Source organism: Streptomyces sp. PT12 (assembly GCF_003311645.1).
Lineage (GTDB): Bacteria > Actinomycetota > Actinomycetes > Streptomycetales > Streptomycetaceae > Streptomyces.
On record NZ_QEST01000137.1, the window covers coordinates 1 to 15,299 of the forward strand.

Annotated in this window: 18 protein-coding genes; 4 read left to right on the top strand and 14 right to left on the bottom strand. The window is 72.3% G+C overall.

Features of this window, described 5'->3' with window-relative positions:
- Positions 1 to 232: 232 nt before the first annotated feature.
- The gene (locus DEH69_RS15485) at positions 233 to 886 is read right to left on the bottom strand and encodes a DNA-3-methyladenine glycosylase (RefSeq protein ID WP_113687558.1); all 654 of its coding nucleotides are present in this window, start codon (positions 884 to 886) and stop codon (positions 233 to 235) included.
- A 71-nt stretch (positions 887 to 957) separates the two neighbouring features.
- Complete coding sequence (locus tag DEH69_RS15490; RefSeq protein WP_113687559.1) at positions 958 to 1,380, bottom strand: barstar family protein; 423 nt, start codon at positions 1,378 to 1,380, stop codon at positions 958 to 960.
- Between the two features lie 69 nt (positions 1,381 to 1,449).
- Between DEH69_RS15490 and DEH69_RS15495 the strand changes: the two genes are divergently transcribed.
- Both DEH69_RS15495 and DEH69_RS15500 read left to right on the top strand, forming a co-directional pair.
- On the top strand, positions 1,450 to 1,989 hold the full coding sequence (locus DEH69_RS15495) for a YbhB/YbcL family Raf kinase inhibitor-like protein (RefSeq protein ID WP_113687560.1): 540 nt from the start codon (positions 1,450 to 1,452) through the stop codon (positions 1,987 to 1,989).
- 150 nt (positions 1,990 to 2,139) lie between these two features.
- A complete protein-coding gene (locus tag DEH69_RS15500; protein WP_113687621.1) occupies positions 2,140 to 2,673 on the top strand; it encodes an HNH endonuclease in 534 nt (177 codons plus the stop codon).
- 104 nt (positions 2,674 to 2,777) lie between these two features.
- Here DEH69_RS15500 and DEH69_RS15505 read toward each other — a convergent pair whose 3' ends face one another.
- From DEH69_RS15505 to DEH69_RS15515, 3 genes are all read right to left on the bottom strand, one after another.
- On the bottom strand, positions 2,778 to 3,731 hold the full coding sequence (locus tag DEH69_RS15505; RefSeq protein WP_113687561.1) for an SPFH domain-containing protein: 954 nt from the start codon (positions 3,729 to 3,731) through the stop codon (positions 2,778 to 2,780).
- Positions 3,732 to 3,788: 57 nt separating this feature from the next.
- On the bottom strand, positions 3,789 to 4,208 hold the full coding sequence (locus tag DEH69_RS15510) for an NfeD family protein (RefSeq protein WP_113687562.1): 420 nt from the start codon (positions 4,206 to 4,208) through the stop codon (positions 3,789 to 3,791).
- A gap of 75 nt (positions 4,209 to 4,283) precedes the next feature.
- The gene (locus tag DEH69_RS15515) at positions 4,284 to 5,075 is read right to left on the bottom strand and encodes an ABC transporter ATP-binding protein (RefSeq protein ID WP_113687563.1); all 792 of its coding nucleotides are present in this window, start codon (positions 5,073 to 5,075) and stop codon (positions 4,284 to 4,286) included.
- Between the two features lie 109 nt (positions 5,076 to 5,184).
- Between DEH69_RS15515 and DEH69_RS15520 the strand changes: the two genes are divergently transcribed.
- Positions 5,185 to 5,982, top strand: a complete 798-nt coding sequence (locus DEH69_RS15520) for a hypothetical protein (RefSeq protein ID WP_113687564.1) — start codon at positions 5,185 to 5,187, stop codon at positions 5,980 to 5,982.
- 73 nt (positions 5,983 to 6,055) lie between these two features.
- On the opposite strand, the gene DEH69_RS15525 is transcribed toward DEH69_RS15520, so the two are convergent.
- The 5 genes from DEH69_RS15525 to DEH69_RS15545 all read right to left on the bottom strand — a co-directional run bounded on the left by DEH69_RS15525 (position 6,056) and on the right by DEH69_RS15545 (position 11,350).
- On the bottom strand, positions 6,056 to 6,295 hold the full coding sequence (locus DEH69_RS15525) for a chaplin (protein ID WP_113687565.1): 240 nt from the start codon (positions 6,293 to 6,295) through the stop codon (positions 6,056 to 6,058).
- Positions 6,296 to 6,436: 141 nt separating this feature from the next.
- Complete coding sequence (locus tag DEH69_RS15530) at positions 6,437 to 6,676, bottom strand: chaplin (protein WP_113687566.1); 240 nt, start codon at positions 6,674 to 6,676, stop codon at positions 6,437 to 6,439.
- Positions 6,677 to 6,874: 198 nt separating this feature from the next.
- Positions 6,875 to 7,513: a response regulator transcription factor gene (locus DEH69_RS15535; protein ID WP_113687567.1), complete on the bottom strand. Its 639-nt coding sequence runs from the start codon at positions 7,511 to 7,513 to the stop codon at positions 6,875 to 6,877.
- Positions 7,506 to 8,654: a GAF domain-containing sensor histidine kinase gene (locus DEH69_RS15540; protein WP_113687568.1), complete on the bottom strand. Its 1,149-nt coding sequence runs from the start codon at positions 8,652 to 8,654 to the stop codon at positions 7,506 to 7,508. The genes DEH69_RS15535 and DEH69_RS15540 overlap by 8 nt, the downstream gene beginning before the upstream one ends.
- A gap of 188 nt (positions 8,655 to 8,842) precedes the next feature.
- A complete protein-coding gene (locus tag DEH69_RS15545) occupies positions 8,843 to 11,350 on the bottom strand; it encodes an FHA domain-containing protein (protein WP_113687569.1) in 2,508 nt (835 codons plus the stop codon).
- 231 nt (positions 11,351 to 11,581) lie between these two features.
- Between DEH69_RS15545 and serB the strand changes: the two genes are divergently transcribed.
- Positions 11,582 to 12,817: a phosphoserine phosphatase SerB gene (gene serB, locus DEH69_RS15550; protein ID WP_258534691.1), complete on the top strand. Its 1,236-nt coding sequence runs from the start codon at positions 11,582 to 11,584 to the stop codon at positions 12,815 to 12,817.
- Between the two features lie 29 nt (positions 12,818 to 12,846).
- Here the strand turns inward: serB and DEH69_RS15555 are convergent, their stop codons facing one another.
- The 4 genes from DEH69_RS15555 to DEH69_RS15565 all read right to left on the bottom strand — a co-directional run bounded on the left by DEH69_RS15555 (position 12,847) and on the right by DEH69_RS15565 (position 15,289).
- On the bottom strand, positions 12,847 to 13,365 hold the full coding sequence (locus DEH69_RS15555) for a histidine phosphatase family protein (RefSeq protein WP_113687571.1): 519 nt from the start codon (positions 13,363 to 13,365) through the stop codon (positions 12,847 to 12,849).
- A gap of 80 nt (positions 13,366 to 13,445) precedes the next feature.
- The gene (locus DEH69_RS15560) at positions 13,446 to 13,640 is read right to left on the bottom strand and encodes a hypothetical protein (protein ID WP_113687572.1); all 195 of its coding nucleotides are present in this window, start codon (positions 13,638 to 13,640) and stop codon (positions 13,446 to 13,448) included.
- Between the two features lie 189 nt (positions 13,641 to 13,829).
- The gene (locus DEH69_RS32760) at positions 13,830 to 13,946 is read right to left on the bottom strand and encodes an SGM_5486 family transporter-associated protein (protein ID WP_258534692.1); all 117 of its coding nucleotides are present in this window, start codon (positions 13,944 to 13,946) and stop codon (positions 13,830 to 13,832) included.
- A gap of 47 nt (positions 13,947 to 13,993) precedes the next feature.
- A complete protein-coding gene (locus DEH69_RS15565) occupies positions 13,994 to 15,289 on the bottom strand; it encodes an MFS transporter (RefSeq protein WP_113687573.1) in 1,296 nt (431 codons plus the stop codon).
- Between the last annotated feature and the right edge of the window lie 10 nt (positions 15,290 to 15,299).

The following is a 15,299-nucleotide window of genomic DNA, read 5'->3' on the forward strand; positions in this document are numbered from 1 at the left end:
TTCCTTCAAGCCCATCTCAGGACCCTCCGGGCGTTTCCCTTCGCTGTGTCCACCATATTAGCGGACTTCTCGGAGTGCTCCGCACCAGGCTTCCCGCTCGGGATTTTCGGCGTGCCGAAAGAGACCCCGGTGAGGGAGAATCGTGCTGAACTGAGAGGTCCGCCTGCGAAGCCGCTCCCGCGAGTCTTTCGGCTCTGTGGGGCGATATCCGCTTCAGGCGACTCGACCTACGTTACGACCTCGGGCCGGGTGCGTCAAGTCGCGCCCTGGGGCGGCGGGGCTGGTGGGCCCGGTAGGGGCTCACGCTGGGGTCGCCCGTGATCCAGAAGCGCCACGGGTGGGTGGCGCCGTCGCCCCCGACTCCCGTGCGCGGGCCCGTGCTGATCGACTCCGCCGCGACGGGCTTGCCGGGAAGGATCCGCAAAGGTGCCTGCTCGTCGGCGGAGCAGACGTCGGTGCCGTCGAGGACGCGGTCCACCTCCAGGGCCGTCGCCAACCTGGCCGGGCCCCTGGCGAGTTCGGCGTCGGTGCGCGCCCTGGGGCGGCGAGCGCGGGCCAGCTCCGCGCCCGAGCGGACCTCGCCCGCGCGCAGCAGGACCCCGCTGGCGTGGTCCTTCGGGCCGCACACCAGATTGAGGCAGTACCACATGCCATAGGTGAAATAGACATACGCGTGGCCAGGGGGTCCGTACATCGTGGCGTTCCGCGCGGTGCGGCCGCGGTAGGCGTGGGAGCCGGGGTCGGCCTCGCCCGCGTATGCCTCGACCTCGGTGAGGCGCAGGGTGATCTCGCCCTCGGCCAGCTGGCGGACGAGGGTGCGGCCGAGCAGGTCGGGGGCGACGTCGAGGACGGGGCGGTCGAAGAAGTCGCGGGGCAGGGTGTCCATGGTCCTTCCGGTCGTCGTCTCGTCGTCTCGTCGTCTCGCCGTCTCGCCGTCTCGTCGTCTCGCCGTCCGGCTCAGCCGAGCAGCACGGTCATCGGGATGGCCCGGCTCAGCCAGTGTGCCGTGGCGTCGTCGGCGACGCGGACGGCGGTCTCGGCCAGGCCGGGGGCGTTCCGTTCGAGGGCGTGCCAGCCGCGGGCCACGATCAGGTAGCCGCGGGGGGTGCCCCACCACGAGAGGTCAATCAGGCAGTCGTACAGGGAGTCCCACGTGCCGCCGAACCACCCGGGGAGGTCGAGGGCGCGGGCGCACTCGGCCAGGAAGGTCTCCTTGTCGACAACGGCGGTGAGGTCGGCGGCGGTCGCGTGGCGGCCCTCGCCCCGGGCCAGGCGCAGCGCGGCGTCCGCACCGGCCTCGGTGGCGCCAGCGGGCCAGCGGTGGACCCCGGGCGCGAGGGGGATCCCGATGTCCTCACCGCGTTCTCCGTGGCTGGTCATCGTCTCCTCCCCCGCTGGCCAGGCCCTAGGCTAGCGGCGCCAGCGATCACGACGTTAAGGAGGTTCCTCATGTCCGAGCCGCAGAGGCGTCCGCTCCCCCATGACTTCCACCCGCCCGTTCCCTCGTTCACGGTGCTCAGCGACGATGTCGCCGACGGCGGGCGGCTCGCGGACGGCCAGGTCTTCGCGGCGGGCAACACCTCGCCGCACCTGCGGTGGGCCGAGGCCCCCGAGGGTGCGCGGAGCTACGCCGTCACCTGTTACGACCCGGACGCGCCGACGGGCAGCGGGTTCTGGCACTGGGTGCTGTTCAACATCCCCGCGTCCGTGACCGAGTTGCCCGCGGGGGCTGGCAGCGGGGAGAAGGCCGGGCTGCCAGCGGGCGCGGTGCACGCGCGCAACGACTACGGCACGCGGGACTTCGGGGGCGCGGCGCCGCCGCCGGGGGACGGGCCGCACCGCTATGTCTTCACCGTCTACGCGGTAGACAAGGAGGAGCTTGGCCCCGACGAGCACGCGACGCCCGCGCAGGTCGGCTTCATGCTGCGGTTCCACGCGATCGGGCGGGCGCACCTGATCGGTACGTACGAGAACCCCGCGGAGAGCTGAGCCGGGGTCCTGGCTTCATCCGGCGTTGTCGTTCCCTTCCGTTTCCTGTCCCGAAAACCCCGGGGAAATTGCATTGTCCGGCCGCGGTGCCGGGGGCACAGTGGACGCAGCCCGCCGCGGGGCGGGGGAGGAAAACGGGAGGTGGGCGGGGTGCGGCAGACTCTGGTGCTCAACGCGAGCTACGAGCCGCTTTCGACGGTGTCGCTGCGGCGGGCCGTGGTGCTGGTCATGCAGCGCAAGGCCCTGGTGGAGCACGCCCACCCCGGGCTCCGCGTGCGGGCGGCCGCGGTGGACATGCCGGTGCCACAGGTGATCAGGCTCAGGCGCTTCGTGAAGGTGCCCTTCCGACAACGCGCCCCGTGGTCGCGGCGCGGCGTTCTGGTGCGGGACCGGCACCGGTGCGCGTACTGCGGTCGCCGGGCGACCACGATCGACCACGTGGTGCCCCGCTCCCAGGGTGGCGGGGACACCTGGCTCAACACGGTCGCGGCGTGCGCCGACGACAACCACAGGAAGGCGAACAGGACGCCCGCGCAGGCCGGGATGCGGATGCTGGCACCGCCGTTCGAGCCGACGCCCGCGGACGCGCTGCTGCTCGCGGTGGGGGCGCAGGACGGGGACGCGCTGCCCGACTGGCTGGCCGTGACGGGCGCGGGGGCGCTGCCGGAGGCCGCGTCGGCGTGAGGCGCGTGGGCGTGTGACAGGGGGCCGTTCCCTCGGATGCGGGGGAACGGCCCTGTCGCGTGCTCGGCCCTCTCAGGTCCTCGGGTCCTCGGGTCCTCGGGTCCTCAGTCGACGCGGGGCTGCTGCTGCGGGGGGACGGACTTGTCGAGGGACTGGGGGGGCGCTTCGTTCCCGCCGCCGCCACCGTTGGCGAACTTGCTGAGGTTGCCGCCGAGCCCCTTGAGCGCCTCGCCGATCTCGCTCGGCACGATCCAGAGCTTGTTCGCGTCGCCCTCGGCGATCTTCGGGAGCATCTGGACGTACTGGTACGACAGGAGCTTCTGGTCGGCGTCGCCCGCGTGGATGGCCTCGAAGACGGTCCTGATGGCCTGGGCCTCGCCCTCGGCGCGCAGCGCGGCGGCCTTGGCGTCGCCCTCGGCGCGCAGGATCTCTGACTGCTTGGCGCCCTCCGCCTGAAGGATCTCCGACTGCCTGACGCCCTCGGCCTGGAGGATCGCGGCGCGCTTGTCGCGGTCGGCGCGCATCTGCTTCTCCATCGAGTCCTGGATGGACGTCGGCGGCTCGATCGCCTTCAACTCGACGCGGTTGACGCGGATGCCCCACTTGCCGGTCGCCTCGTCCAGGACGCCGCGGAGTGCGGCGTTGATCTCCTCGCGCGAGGTCAGGGTGCGCTCCAGGTCCATGCCGCCGATGATGTTCCGCAGCGTGGTGACGGTGAGCTGCTCGATGGCCTGGATGTAGTTGGAGACCTCGTAGGTGGCGGCCCTGGCGTCGGTCACCTGGTAGTAGATGACCGTGTCGATGTTCACCACGAGGTTGTCCTGGGTGATCACCGGCTGGGGCGGGAACGGCACGACCTGCTCGCGGAGGTCGATGCGGTTGCGGATGCGGTCGATGAACGGAACGACAATGTTCAGGCCAGCGTTCAGCGTCCTGGTGTAGCGGCCGAAGCGCTCGACGATCGCGGCGCTCGCCTGCTGGATCACCTGGATGGTCTGGACGAGGGCGATGACGACCAGCACCACCAGGATGACCAGCACGATGATGATGGCGTCCATCGTGACTCCCCTTGCAGTTGGACGAGTTGGGATGATTGTCGGTGAACTACCGGGCCATCACATCACGACGGCCGTGGCTCCGTCGATCTCGACGACGCTGACCTGCGTGCCCGGCTCGTAGGTGTCATCCCCCAGCGAGCGGGCCGACCACACCTCCCCCGCGAGCTTGATCCGCCCGGTGTGGGCGTCGACGCGCTCAAGGACGAGCGCGGAGCGGCCCATCAACGCGTCGGAGCCGCTGCGGTGCGCGGGAAGCTGGTCGCGTGAGCGGCGGGCGAGCGGCTGGACGGCCAGGATCAGGGCCGTGGAGGCTACGGCGAAGACGACGACCTGGAGGACGAGGCTGTCGGTGAGTCCTGCCGTCAGGGCGGCGGCGCCCGCGCCGATGGCGAGCATGCCCAGCTCGGGCATGGTGGTCAGGACGAGAGCGATCGCGAATCCTCCGGCGGCTATGAGCCACCACACCCAGAAGTCCATCAACTCATGGTAGTGCGCCGAACGCGGCGCGGAACAGGGCTCGTTGGGGAGGTGGGCCGGGTGCGGGAGACGGGATCAGGAGAGCGGCAGGCCCTGGGCGGTCCAGCGGTCGCCGCGGCGTTCGACGATCAGCGGGAGGCCGAAGCAGCGGCTGAGGTTGGCCGAGGTGAGGACGTCGTCGACGGGCCCCGCGGCCAACACCTTGCCCTGGCGGATCAGCAGGACATGGGTGAACCCCGGGGCGATCTCCTCGACATGGTGGGTGACCATGAGCATCGAGGGGGCGTAGGGGTCGCGGGCCAGCCTGCCGAGGCGGCGGACCAGGTCCTCGCGGCCGCCCAGGTCGAGCCCGGCCGCGGGCTCGTCGAGGAGCAGCAGCTCGGGGTCGGTCATCATCGCGCGGGCGATCTGGGTCCGCTTGCGCTCACCCTCGGAGAGGGTGCCGAATCTGCGGTCGAGGAACGCGCTCATGCCGAGCCGGTCGAGGAAGGCGCGGGCGCGGCGTTCGTCCACCTCGTCGTAGCTCTCCTGCCAGCCGGCGGTCATGCCGTAGGCGGCGGTGAGCACCGTCTGGAGGACGGTCTGGCGGCGGGAGAGCTTGTCGGCGAGCGCGCTGCTGGCGATGCCGATGCGCGGGCGCAGCTCGAACACGTCGACGCCGCCGAGCTTTTCGCCCAGGATCTGGACGGTCCCCGAGGTGGGGAAGAGGTAGCTCGACGCGATGTTCAGCAGCGTCGTCTTGCCCGCTCCGTTGGGTCCCAGGATGACCCAGCGCTCGCCTTCGGCGACGGACCAGGAGACCTTGTCCACCAGAGGCCGGCCTTCGCGGACCACGGATACGTCCACCAGCTCCAGTACATCGCTCATGCGCGCGGTATCTCCCCTTGCAGTCGCCGTCGGTCACAAACCTACGCCACGGCCTCTCGTCGCCTTGCGTCAGGAGGCTTGTTGGACGCACCTCCCTAAGGTAGAGGGCATGCTGGATGAACCTCGTGCGGGGCGGCTGGCCGCCTGGGGCAATGCCCTGTTCGCCGGACTTGTCTCCCCCGATGACGCCATGGCTGGCGCGGTGGGCACCGATACGGTGCACCGCGTCGTCGGACTGCCGGATGAGCCGGGCGCGGTCGGGTTGACGCTCGCGTTCGGACGGATGCGGGCGCTGGGGGTGCGGGGGCTGCGGATCGCGCTGCCCGCGCCCGGGCACCCGCTGGGTCTGAGCGGTCCCGCGGCGTTCAACTCCGCGGCGATCGAGGCGGGTGAGGCGGTGCTGGCGTCGGGGTGCCCGCTGGGGCTGGTGCCCGAGGTCGACGAGGTGGGCCCGGTGGGCGATGTGCTGACGGACGTGGTGTGGCGGTGCCTGCCGGTGCGTCCCGCGGCGCCAGCGGACGTGCCGTCGCTCGGCGAGGCGGAGCGGGAGCTGGCCGAGGTGCTGCGGGACGCGACGGAGGCGTTGACGCGGCTCGATGTCGCGGGGGCAGGGCCCATGGCGCTGACGCGGCTCGAGGCGTACCGGGCGCGGATGGAACGCGGGCGGCAGCTGCTCGCGCCGGGGTATCCGCCGCGCGCGGTGCGGGTGCTCGAGCTCGCGGGGCGCGTGGGCGCGCTCGTCGCCATCGCGGACGAGGCGGCGGGCGAGGGGCACGGCGGCGCGGTGAGCGCGGGGCAGATCGCCGAGCGGGACCGGGTGTTGCGGGCGGTGGAGCGGGCGGCGCGGCGGGCGCGGGTGGCGGCGTACAACGCGTACGCGGAGGAGCTGGAGCGCCAGCGGGGCTGAGGGGCGGGCGGCGGCGGAACGGGAGGGGCCCCGGGAACGGCGTGCGTTCCCGGGGCCCTTGGGGCGCGGTGGCTCAGCCGATGACGCCCGTGTTGGCGAACGCGGGGTTCAGCAGGCCGACGAGGTTCAGGGTGTTCCCCGTGATGTTGGGCTCGATGCTGAGCGGCACCTGGAGCAGGTTGCCCGAGAGGACACCGGGCGAGGCCACCGCCCCGCCCGCGGCGGCCGAGTCCGCGGAAGCGGCGCCGGCGACGGTACCCACGACGGCTCCTGTGGCGGCCAGCACGAAGGCGACCTTCTTGGCAGTGTTCATGGTTGGGATCCTCCTGGACGGAACTGTGCAGGGACTCCGGCGAGGGAGTCGCACGCTGCACAACGCGCGGGCCGAGCGCGCGGCACGGGCGGGGTGCCCGTTACCCACGTTCGGCCCAACGCTCCGTCCGGGAAGGGCCGGTCAGTTGTTGGTGGCGACGTTGCCCCAGACCGGGTTCAGGACGCCGATCACGTTCACGGAGTTGCCGTTGGCGTTCACCGGGACGTGGACGGGCACCTCGACGAGGTTCCCGGAGACGACGCCGGGGGACTCCAGCGCGGTGCCAGCGGCGTTCGCCTGGGCCGAGGCCACGCCCGCACCGGCGGCGGCGAGACCGCCGACCATCAGGGTGACAGCGGTGGCCTTCTTGAGGTTCTTCACTTCCAGACCTTCCTTGCACGACCGCCGCGGCCACTCGCCGCGGCGTGTCCTGCCCAACGCGTGGGGCTCGTGGGAGTTGCGCTGAACGGGTTACATCCACACGACGGTATGAATCTCATCCCGGATGGTGACGCCCGGCTTGGCGCCCCCGGCCTGTGTGGGGTAACGGGCCGGGGGGTAACGGGCGCCCCGCGGTGGTCAGTCGGAGATCCCGTGGCGCACGGCCCACAGCGCGGCCTGGGTGCGGTCGGCCAGGTCGAGCTTCATCAGGATGTTGGAGACATGCGTCTTCACGGTCTTCTCGGAGAGGACGAGCGCCCTGGCGATCTCGCGGTTGGAGCGGCCGCGGGCGATCAGGGCGAGCACCTGGCGCTCGCGCTCGGTGAGCGAGCCCGCGCGGCTGTTCTCGCCCGAGCCCTCCTGGGCCAGCAGGGCACCCGCCACCTCGGGCTGGAGCAGGACGTGCCCCGCGTGGACGGAGCGGATGGCGCCCGCGAGGGCGTCGGGGTCGATGTCCTTGTGCACATAGCCCGCGGCGCCCGCCCGCAGGGCGGGGACGACGGTGCGGCGCTCGGTGAAGCTGGTGACGATCAGGACGCGGGCCGGGTTGCCGAGCTCGCCGAGGCTGCGCAGGGCCTCGACGCCGTCGCTGCCCGGCATCTTGACGTCCATGAGGATCACGTCGGGGCGCAGCTCCTCGGCGCGCGCGACGCCCGAGGCGCCGTCGGCGGCCTCGCCGATGACCTCGATGTCGTCCTGGACCTCGAGGAATGTGCGCAGCCCGCGGCGGACCACCTGGTGGTCGTCGACGAGCAGGACGCGGATGGCGTCAGCCACCGGGGACCTCCATCTCGATCGTGGCGCCCTCGCCGGGCGCGGATACGACGGTGAGCCTGCCGCCGACGGAGGCGGCCCTGTCGCGCATGGAGACCAGGCCGAGGTGGCGGCCCGCGGTGCGGACGGCCTCGGGGTCGAAGCCGGTGCCGTCGTCGGCGACCCGCAGGACGGTGCCGACGCCGCGGCGGAAGAGGGAGACCTGGACCTTCTCGGGGGCGCCGTGCCGCAGGGCGTTGTGCAGAGCCTCCTGGGCGACGCGCAGCAGCGCCTCCTCGTGGGCGGCGGGGAGGGCGCGCGAGGTGAGGCAGTCGAACGTGACGCGCGCGGGGTGGGCGCGGTCGAGGACCTGGGTCTGGGCGCGGAGCGTGGCGACGAGGCCGTCCTCGTCGAGGGCGGCGGGGCGCAGCTCGATGACGGCGGCGCGCAGCTCGTCGGCGGCCTCGGCGGCCAGGGTGGTGACCTGGGCCAGCTCGGCCCTGGCGCGGCGGGGGTCGCGGTCGAGGAGGGTGGCGGTGGCCTGGGCGGTCAGGCGCAGCGAGAACAGCTTCTGGGCGACGGCGTCGTGCAGCTCGTGGGCGAGGCGGGCGCGTTCGTCGGCGATGGTCAGCTCGCGGCTGCGCTCGTAGAGCCTGGCGTTGGTCAGGGCGATGGCGGCGTGCTCGGCGAGGAGGCGCAGCAGGTCCTCGTCCTCCGCGGTGAACGCGCAGCCGTCGGGGCCCCGGCTGCCGGGAGGGCAGCGCTTGTTGGCCAGGAAGAGGGCGCCGAGGACCTCCTGGCCGTCGGCGATGGGCATGCCGAGGAAGTCGGACATCTCGGGGTGGGCGCCGGGCCAGCCCTCGAAACGTGGGTCGTCGCGGACGTCGGCGAGGCGGACGGGGGTCGCGCCCTTGAGCATCGCGGCGAGGATGCCGTGCTGGCGGGGCAGGGGGCCGATGGCCTTCCACTGGCGGTCGCTGACGCCGTCCACGAGGAACTGGGCGAAGCCTCCGTTGCCGTCGGGCAGGCCGAGGGCGGCGTAGCGGGCGTCGAGCAGCTCGCGCGCGGAGGCGACGATCGTCTGGAGGACGTCGCGCACCTGGAGGGTGCGGTTCATGGCGAGCAGCGCCGCGCTGACGGCGGCGAGCCCCGTGCGTGGGCCCATGGGGAGAAGGTAACGCGCCGGGGCCCCGGGCCGGATCGGGCGGGGGCGGGGGCGGCGTTGCGGCGGTGGACCTAGGTCGGGGGGCGGAGGTCGGGGGGCGGAGGACGGGGGCGGGGCGACGGAACGGCGGCGGGCGCATCAGGGGGGACGCCCGCCGCCGTTCCGGCCGCGTCAGGGGTGCCGACGGGTCAGTCGCGCATGACCTCGGGCTCGTGGCGCCGCAGGAACTTCATGACCAGGAGGCCGCACGCGACGGCGATGAGGATGAGCATCGAGACATCGAGGAGCCAGTACCCGGCCTCGTGCTTCCAGATGGGGTCGGGGTCGGGCTCGGCGGCGGGCGAGGCGGTCAGGACGTTGAGGTCGACCGTCGCGCCGGTGCCCGCCAGGGCCCAGCGCGAGGGCATGAGCCATGCGAGCTGTTCAACGCCGAGGCTGCCGTGGACCTGGAACAGCGCGCCGGTGAAGACGAGCTGGACGACCGAGATCATGACGAGCAGCGGCATGGTCATCTCGGAGGTGCGGACCAGGGCGGAGATGACCAGGCCGATCATCATCGAGGTGCAGCCCAGGACCATCAGGACAAAGGTCATCTCGAGGGCGGGCGAGTCCTCGAAGATCACGCCCTCTGGGGGCATGTCGCGCGGGATGAAGCCGATGATGCTGAGCAGGGCGCCCTGGAAGACGGTGACGATGCCGAGGACGAAGACCTTGGACATGAGATACGCGGACCGTGAGAGTCCCACGGCGCGTTCCCGCTCGTAGATGACGCGTTCCTTGATGAGCTCGCGGACCGCGTTGGCCGAGCCGGTGAAGCACATGCCCACGACGAGGATCAGCAGGATGATGCTGGCGTCGCCGTTGCGGCCGCCGTTCTCCACCGGGCCGTAGCCGAGGCCGTGGTCGGCGGGGATGAACGTGCTGACCAGGCCGAGGACGATGGGCAGGGCGATCGTCAGGCCGAGGAACCCCTTGTCGGCCATGATCACGGCGGCGTATCTGCGCATCAGGGTGAGCACCTGGGAGCCCCAGGTCTGCGCCTTCTGCTGGACGGGCGCCACGGGCCAGTACTGCTGGGCCTGCGGCTGCACGGCGTCGAGGTCGGCGGCGTACATCTGGTAGTGCTGCGAGCCGCGCCAGCGGCCCATCCAGTCGTAGTCGCGGTAGTTCTCGAACGCGGAGAAGACGTCGGCCCACGTCTCGTAGCCGAAGAAGTTGAGCGCCTCGTCCGGGGGGCCGAAGTAGGCGACGCCGCCGCCGGGGGCCATGACCAGGACGCGGTCGCACAGGCCGAGCTCGGCGACGGAGTGGGTGACCACCAGGACGGTGCGGCCGTCGTCGGCGAGGCCGCGCAGCAGCTGCATGACGTCGCGGTCCATGCCGGGGTCGAGCCCGGACGTGGGCTCGTCGAGGAAGATCAGCGACGGCTTGGTCAGCAGCTCGAGGGCGACCGAGACGCGCTTGCGCTGGCCGCCGGAGAGCGAGGAGATGCGCTTCTCGGCGTGGTGGCTCAGCTTGAGCTCGGCAAGGACCTCCTCGACGCGGGCGTCGCGCTCGGCGTCGGCGACGTCGCCGGGGAAGCGGAGCTTGGCGGCGAGCCTGAGGGCCTGCCTGACCTGGAGCGCGGTGTGCAGGATGTCGTCCTGCGGGACCAGGCCGATGCGGTGGCGCAGCTCGGCGAAGTGCGTGTAGAGGTTCCTGTGGTCGTAGAGCACCTCGCCATAGGTCGCGGGGCGGTAGCCGGTCAGGGCGCGCAGCAGCGTGGACTTGCCCGAGCCCGACGGGCCGATGACGCCGACCAGGGACTTCTCCGGGACGCCGAAGGAGACGTCGTTGAGGATCGTCAGCTGGTTGTTGTTCACCTGCACCGTGAGGTGGCGGGCGGAGAAGGAGACCTCGCCGGTGTCGACGTACTCCTGGAGCTGGCTGCCCACGAGGCGGAACGTCGAGTGGCCGATGCCGACCGTGTCGTTCTGGCCGAGGTACTGGCGGCCGTTCTTGGGCAGCTGCTGGCCGTTGACATAGGTGCCGTTGTGGCTGCCGAGGTCGTGGATCTCGAAGCGGCCGTCGGGGTGCGCGAGGAACTCCGCGTGGAAGCGGGAGACCTGGAGGTCGGAGACGACCAGCTCGTTCTCGAGCGCGCGGCCGATGCGGGTGACCTGGCCGACGGCGAGCTGGTGGAGGCTGGTGGCGCCGCGGTCGGCACCCGCCGCCCCGCCGCCCTGCTGGTGCTGCTGCTGCGGTGGCTGCTGGTGGGGTGGCTGGGCCGGGGGTTGGTGCCCCTGGGGCATCGCGAGTGGGTGGCCCGCCATGGCGGCGGCCTGGGCCGGGTACTGCGCCTGCGCCGGGTACTGGCCCCGCGCGGGGTACTGCTGGCCCTGCTGCTGGTGCGGCACCTGCGCGCCACCGGCGGCGAACGTGAGCCGCGGGCCGTCGGCGGCGTTCCCCAGATGGACGACCACGCCGGGGCCGAGCGGCAGGTGCTGGACGCGTTGCCCCTGGGCGTAGGTGCCGTTGGTGCTGCCGTGGTCCTCCACGATCCAGCCCTGGCCGACCCAGCGGATGGTGGCGTGCCGCCACGAGACGCGCGAGTCCTGGAGGACGACGTCGCCCTGGGGGTCTCTTCCCACCTGGTACGACCTGGTCGGATCCAATATCCAGGTTTGTCCGTTCAATTCGAGTACGAGTTCCGGCACTCCATGCCCCACAAAGTTGTCCCCCGAATAGACCCCCGCCAGGGGGTCTTGGGATGTTTGAACATCGTGGGGGAACTATTCCAGGCTCCGGCGGCGATCGGGAACCCGCCCCCCGAAAGTCACCAAGCTGGTGCAGAGCGTGCGTAGCTCCGTGACGTTCACCTCATGGCCGCGTCCACGCACCAAGACGGACATGGCGGGGACGCAGGAAGCGGCTACCGTGGAAGAACCATGACCCTTGCACATATGGCCGAGGAATCCGCCGAGGGCCTGCCCTCTGGCGTTCCCACGTTGCTGGTGAAGGTGTTCGGCAAGGACCGGCCCGGACTCACCGCATCGCTGTTCGAGACTCTGGCCGCCTACGCCGTGGATGTCATCGATCTGGAGCAGGTCGTCACGCGCGGGAGGATCACCCTCTGCGCCCTGGTGACCATGCCCGCGCGCGGCACCGGCACGGAGGGCGAGCTGCGCGCCACCGTGCACGCGTGGGCCGAGTCGGCGGGCGTGCAGGCCGAGATCATCTCCGGGCTCGGCGACAACCCCGCGCGGGGCGCTGGCCGCTCGCACGTCACCGTGCTCGGGCACCCGCTGAGCGCCGAGGTGACGGCGGCGATCGCCGCGCGGATAACGCTGGCGGGCGGGAACATCGACCGGATCTACCGGCTGGCCAAGTACCCCGTGACCGCGGTGGAGTTCGACGTGTCGGGGGTGGCGACGGAGACGCTGCGCACCGAGCTGGCCACCGAGGCGGCGGCGCGCGCGGTGGATGTGGCGGTGGTGGCGTCGGGGCTGCAACGCCGGGCGCCGCGCCTCGTGGTGATGGACGTGGACTCCACGCTGATCCAGGACGAGGTGATCGAGCTGTTCGCGGCCCACGCGGGCTGTGAGCGCGAGGTCGCCGAGGTGACGGCCGCCGCGATGCGGGGCGAGCTGGACTTCGAGGAGTCGCTGCACGCCAGGGTCGCGCTGCTCGCGGGGCTCGACGCTTCGGTGGTGGACAAGGTCCGCGACGAGGTGCGGCTCACGCCGGGCGCCAGGACCCTGATCCGCACTCTCAAGCGGCTCGGCTGCCAGGTGGGCGTGGTGTCGGGGGGGTTCACACAGGTGACGGACGTGCTGCGGGAGCGGCTCGGCCTCGACTTCGCCGCGGCCAACACCCTGGAGGTGGTGGACGGGCGGCTGACCGGGCGCGTCGTCGGGGGCATCGTGGACCGGGCGGCCAAGGCCAGGCTGCTGCGGAGCTTCGCCCATGAGGCGGGGGTGCCGCTGTCGCGGACGGTGGCCATCGGCGACGGGGCGAACGACCTGGACATGCTCAACGCGGCGGGGCTCGGGGTGGCGTTCAACGCCAAGCCGCTGGTGCGCGAGGCCGCGCACACGGCGGTCAGCGTGCCGTTCCTCGACACGGTCCTCTACCTGCTGGGGATCACCAGGGAAGAGGTCGAGGCGGCGGACGCCCAGGGCTGACGCGTGCGTGCCCCGGGGTCCGGCGTGCGTCAGGGCTGCGGGCTCCAGAAGGCGACGAGGCGGGCGGAGCCGTGCTCCACGGCCTTCCAGTCGCCGCTGAGGCTGAGGACGGCGAGCGAGGAGGTGGGGTAGCCGCCTCGGTTCATCCGCTCGCGGGTGTCGCCGTCCGACTCGCCCGCGAGCGCGTCGGCGAGGGCGTGGACGGCGGGGTTGTGGCCGACGAGCATCAGGTCCTTGACCGCGTCGTCCGTGCCGTTGATCACGGCGATCAACTCGCCGAGCGTGGCCTCGTAGAGCCGCTCGTCGTAGACGGTCTTCGGGCGCTCGGGCAGCTCGGGGGCGAACAGCTTCCAGGTCTCGCGGGCGCGGGCCGCGGTGGAGCAGAGGGTCAGATCGGGGGACACGCCCGCGCCGGCGAGCCAGCGCCCGGCCACGGGCGCGTCCTTGCGGCCGCGCTCGGCCAGGGGACGCTCGTGGTCGGGCACCTGGGGCCAGTCGGCCTTGGCGTGTCGGAGAAGAACGATCCTGCGGGGAACATCGACGCTCATGTGCCCCAGCTTCGCATGAAAGGAGTGGGCGGGCGCAGGTGGTTGGGAATCGGAACGGCCCTGGTGCGCTGGTGGAAGGCTCAGGGCAGCAGCGCGGCGCGGACGTGGGCGATCAGCTCGCCGACGGGCTGCCAGTGGGTGCCGGTGGCCGCGTCGGCCTCCGTGCCGGAGACGAGCAGCGTCAGCAGGGCGGCGAACACGGCGGCCGGGAGTGCGACGGCCCACCAGCGCAGGCGGATGTCCCCCGTTGAACGGTTCGCGTGGGGGGCGGCCATGACGGTCTCCCTCGGTCGGGCGCCGGGGTCAACTCTGTTCCCCGGCAGGTGAGTCCAACCTACGCAACGCGCCGTGCGCGGCCCATCCGGTGATCCACCCAGTCCCCCCTGAACCTGACCCCCTAGGGGAAGGTGGTGCTGGCACCACCATGGGGCGGCGGAAGGCGTCGGAAGAACGCCGGGGGAGCGTCAGGGGGAGGCGATGATCGCGATCACGGCGATCACGACGCTGATGCCGAGCATGGTGCCGAGGATCTGGAGGAGCTTCCGCTGGCCGCCTGTGGGGTGGGGTTCGAGCGCTGGCATGCGGCCCATCCTCCCACGCGCCGCCCCCGCTCCCCCGGGTGTCCCCCTCAGTCGCCGTCTTCCACGCGGCGGTCCCGCCCGGCGAGGACGCCGACGGCGATCTGGACGGCCATGAGCCCGGCCATCACGGCGAGCGGCACGTCCCAGCCACCGGTGGCCTCGTACAGGCTGCCGATGACCAGGGGCCCAGGGATGCAGATCAGATAGCCGACGCTCTGGGCGAACGCGGAGAGGCGGGCGACGCCCGTGGCGCTGCGGGCGCGCAGGCCGATCATGGTGAGGGCTGCGGGGAAGGCGCAGTTGGCGACGCCGAGGAAGACGGCCCAGACCCAGGCGCCCGGCGCGGGGGCCAGCCACAGGCCCGCGTAGCCGACGAGGCCGCACGCGCCGAGCGCGGCGACCAGCGGCCCCTGGTGGCGCATGCGGGCGGCGACGCGGGGGACGACAAAGCCGAGCGGGCCGCCGAGGCCCATGATGACGGCGAGCAGCAGCCCGGCCGTTCCGGCGCCGACGCCCGCGTCGCGGAAGATCTGGGAGGCCCAGCCGAGGGTGATGTAGGCGGCGGTGGCCTGGAGCCCGAAGAAGACGGCGAGCGCCCAGGCGGTGCGGGAGCGGGCCAGGGAGGGGATGGGCGGCGCGGCGGCGTGGGACGCTCCGCCTGCCCCTGCCTCCGCGCCGCTCCTGTGGGGGTCCGCGCGCCGGGTGCGGGGCCTGGCGGCGAGCCAGGGCAGCAGGGCGAGGGCGGTGATGGCGGCCCATACGCCGATGCCCAGGCGCCAGCTGTCGCCGAGCGCGCCGGTCAGCGGGACGGTCATCGCGGCGGAGACGGCGGCGCCGAGCGCGGAGACGCCCGCGTAGACGCCGGTCATCGTGCCGATGCGGTCGGGGAACCAGCGCTTGACGAGCACGGGCATCAGAACGTTGCCCACGGCTATCCCGGCCAGCGCGACCGTGGTGGTCAGCAGGAAGGGAACGGTCGAGGGCATGAGCGAGCGCAGCGCGAGCCCCGCCGTGAGCGCCGCGAGGCCCGCGATCACCACGGCTGCGGGTCCGAACCTGCGGGCCAGGCGCGGGGCGGCGAAGCCGAAGAGGCCGAAGCACAGGGCGGGCAGCGACGTGAGCAGCCCGGCGACGGTGCCGTTCATGCCGAGGTCGGCGCGGACCTCGGCGAGCACGGGGCCGAGCGAGGAGATGGCGGGCCTGAGGTTGAGCGCAGCCAGGGTCAGCGCGAGGACGAGCCAGGCGCGCCGCTGGCCGGATCCGTCCCCCGGCACGGCGTCGTGCGGCGGCCGCGGTGCGGGGGAAGTCTTTCGGAGAGTACGGTCGTCCTTCGTCAACCCCATGCAACGCATC

Coding starts and splice junctions, on each gene's coding strand:
- DEH69_RS15490 (WP_113687559.1), bottom strand. CDS start 1,380: ATGACCAGCCACGGAGAACGCGGTGAGGACATCGGGATCCCCCTCGCG.
- DEH69_RS15560 (WP_113687572.1), bottom strand. CDS start 13,640: ATGGCCGCCCCCCACGCGAACCGTTCAACGGGGGACATCCGCCTGCGC.
- DEH69_RS15505 (WP_113687561.1), bottom strand. CDS start 3,731: ATGGACGCCATCATCATCGTGCTGGTCATCCTGGTGGTGCTGGTCGTC.
- DEH69_RS15525 (WP_113687565.1), bottom strand. CDS start 6,295: ATGAACACTGCCAAGAAGGTCGCCTTCGTGCTGGCCGCCACAGGAGCC.
- DEH69_RS32760 (WP_258534692.1), bottom strand. CDS start 13,946: ATGCCAGCGCTCGAACCCCACCCCACAGGCGGCCAGCGGAAGCTCCTC.
- serB (WP_258534691.1), top strand. CDS start 11,582: ATGACCCTTGCACATATGGCCGAGGAATCCGCCGAGGGCCTGCCCTCT.
- DEH69_RS15510 (WP_113687562.1), bottom strand. CDS start 4,208: ATGGACTTCTGGGTGTGGTGGCTCATAGCCGCCGGAGGATTCGCGATC.
- DEH69_RS15540 (WP_113687568.1), bottom strand. CDS start 8,654: ATGGGCCCACGCACGGGGCTCGCCGCCGTCAGCGCGGCGCTGCTCGCC.
- DEH69_RS15520 (WP_113687564.1), top strand. CDS start 5,185: ATGCTGGATGAACCTCGTGCGGGGCGGCTGGCCGCCTGGGGCAATGCC.
- DEH69_RS15515 (WP_113687563.1), bottom strand. CDS start 5,075: ATGAGCGATGTACTGGAGCTGGTGGACGTATCCGTGGTCCGCGAAGGC.
- DEH69_RS15565 (WP_113687573.1), bottom strand. CDS start 15,289: ATGGGGTTGACGAAGGACGACCGTACTCTCCGAAAGACTTCCCCCGCA.
- DEH69_RS15495 (WP_113687560.1), top strand. CDS start 1,450: ATGTCCGAGCCGCAGAGGCGTCCGCTCCCCCATGACTTCCACCCGCCC.
- DEH69_RS15485 (WP_113687558.1), bottom strand. CDS start 886: ATGGACACCCTGCCCCGCGACTTCTTCGACCGCCCCGTCCTCGACGTC.
- DEH69_RS15555 (WP_113687571.1), bottom strand. CDS start 13,365: ATGAGCGTCGATGTTCCCCGCAGGATCGTTCTTCTCCGACACGCCAAG.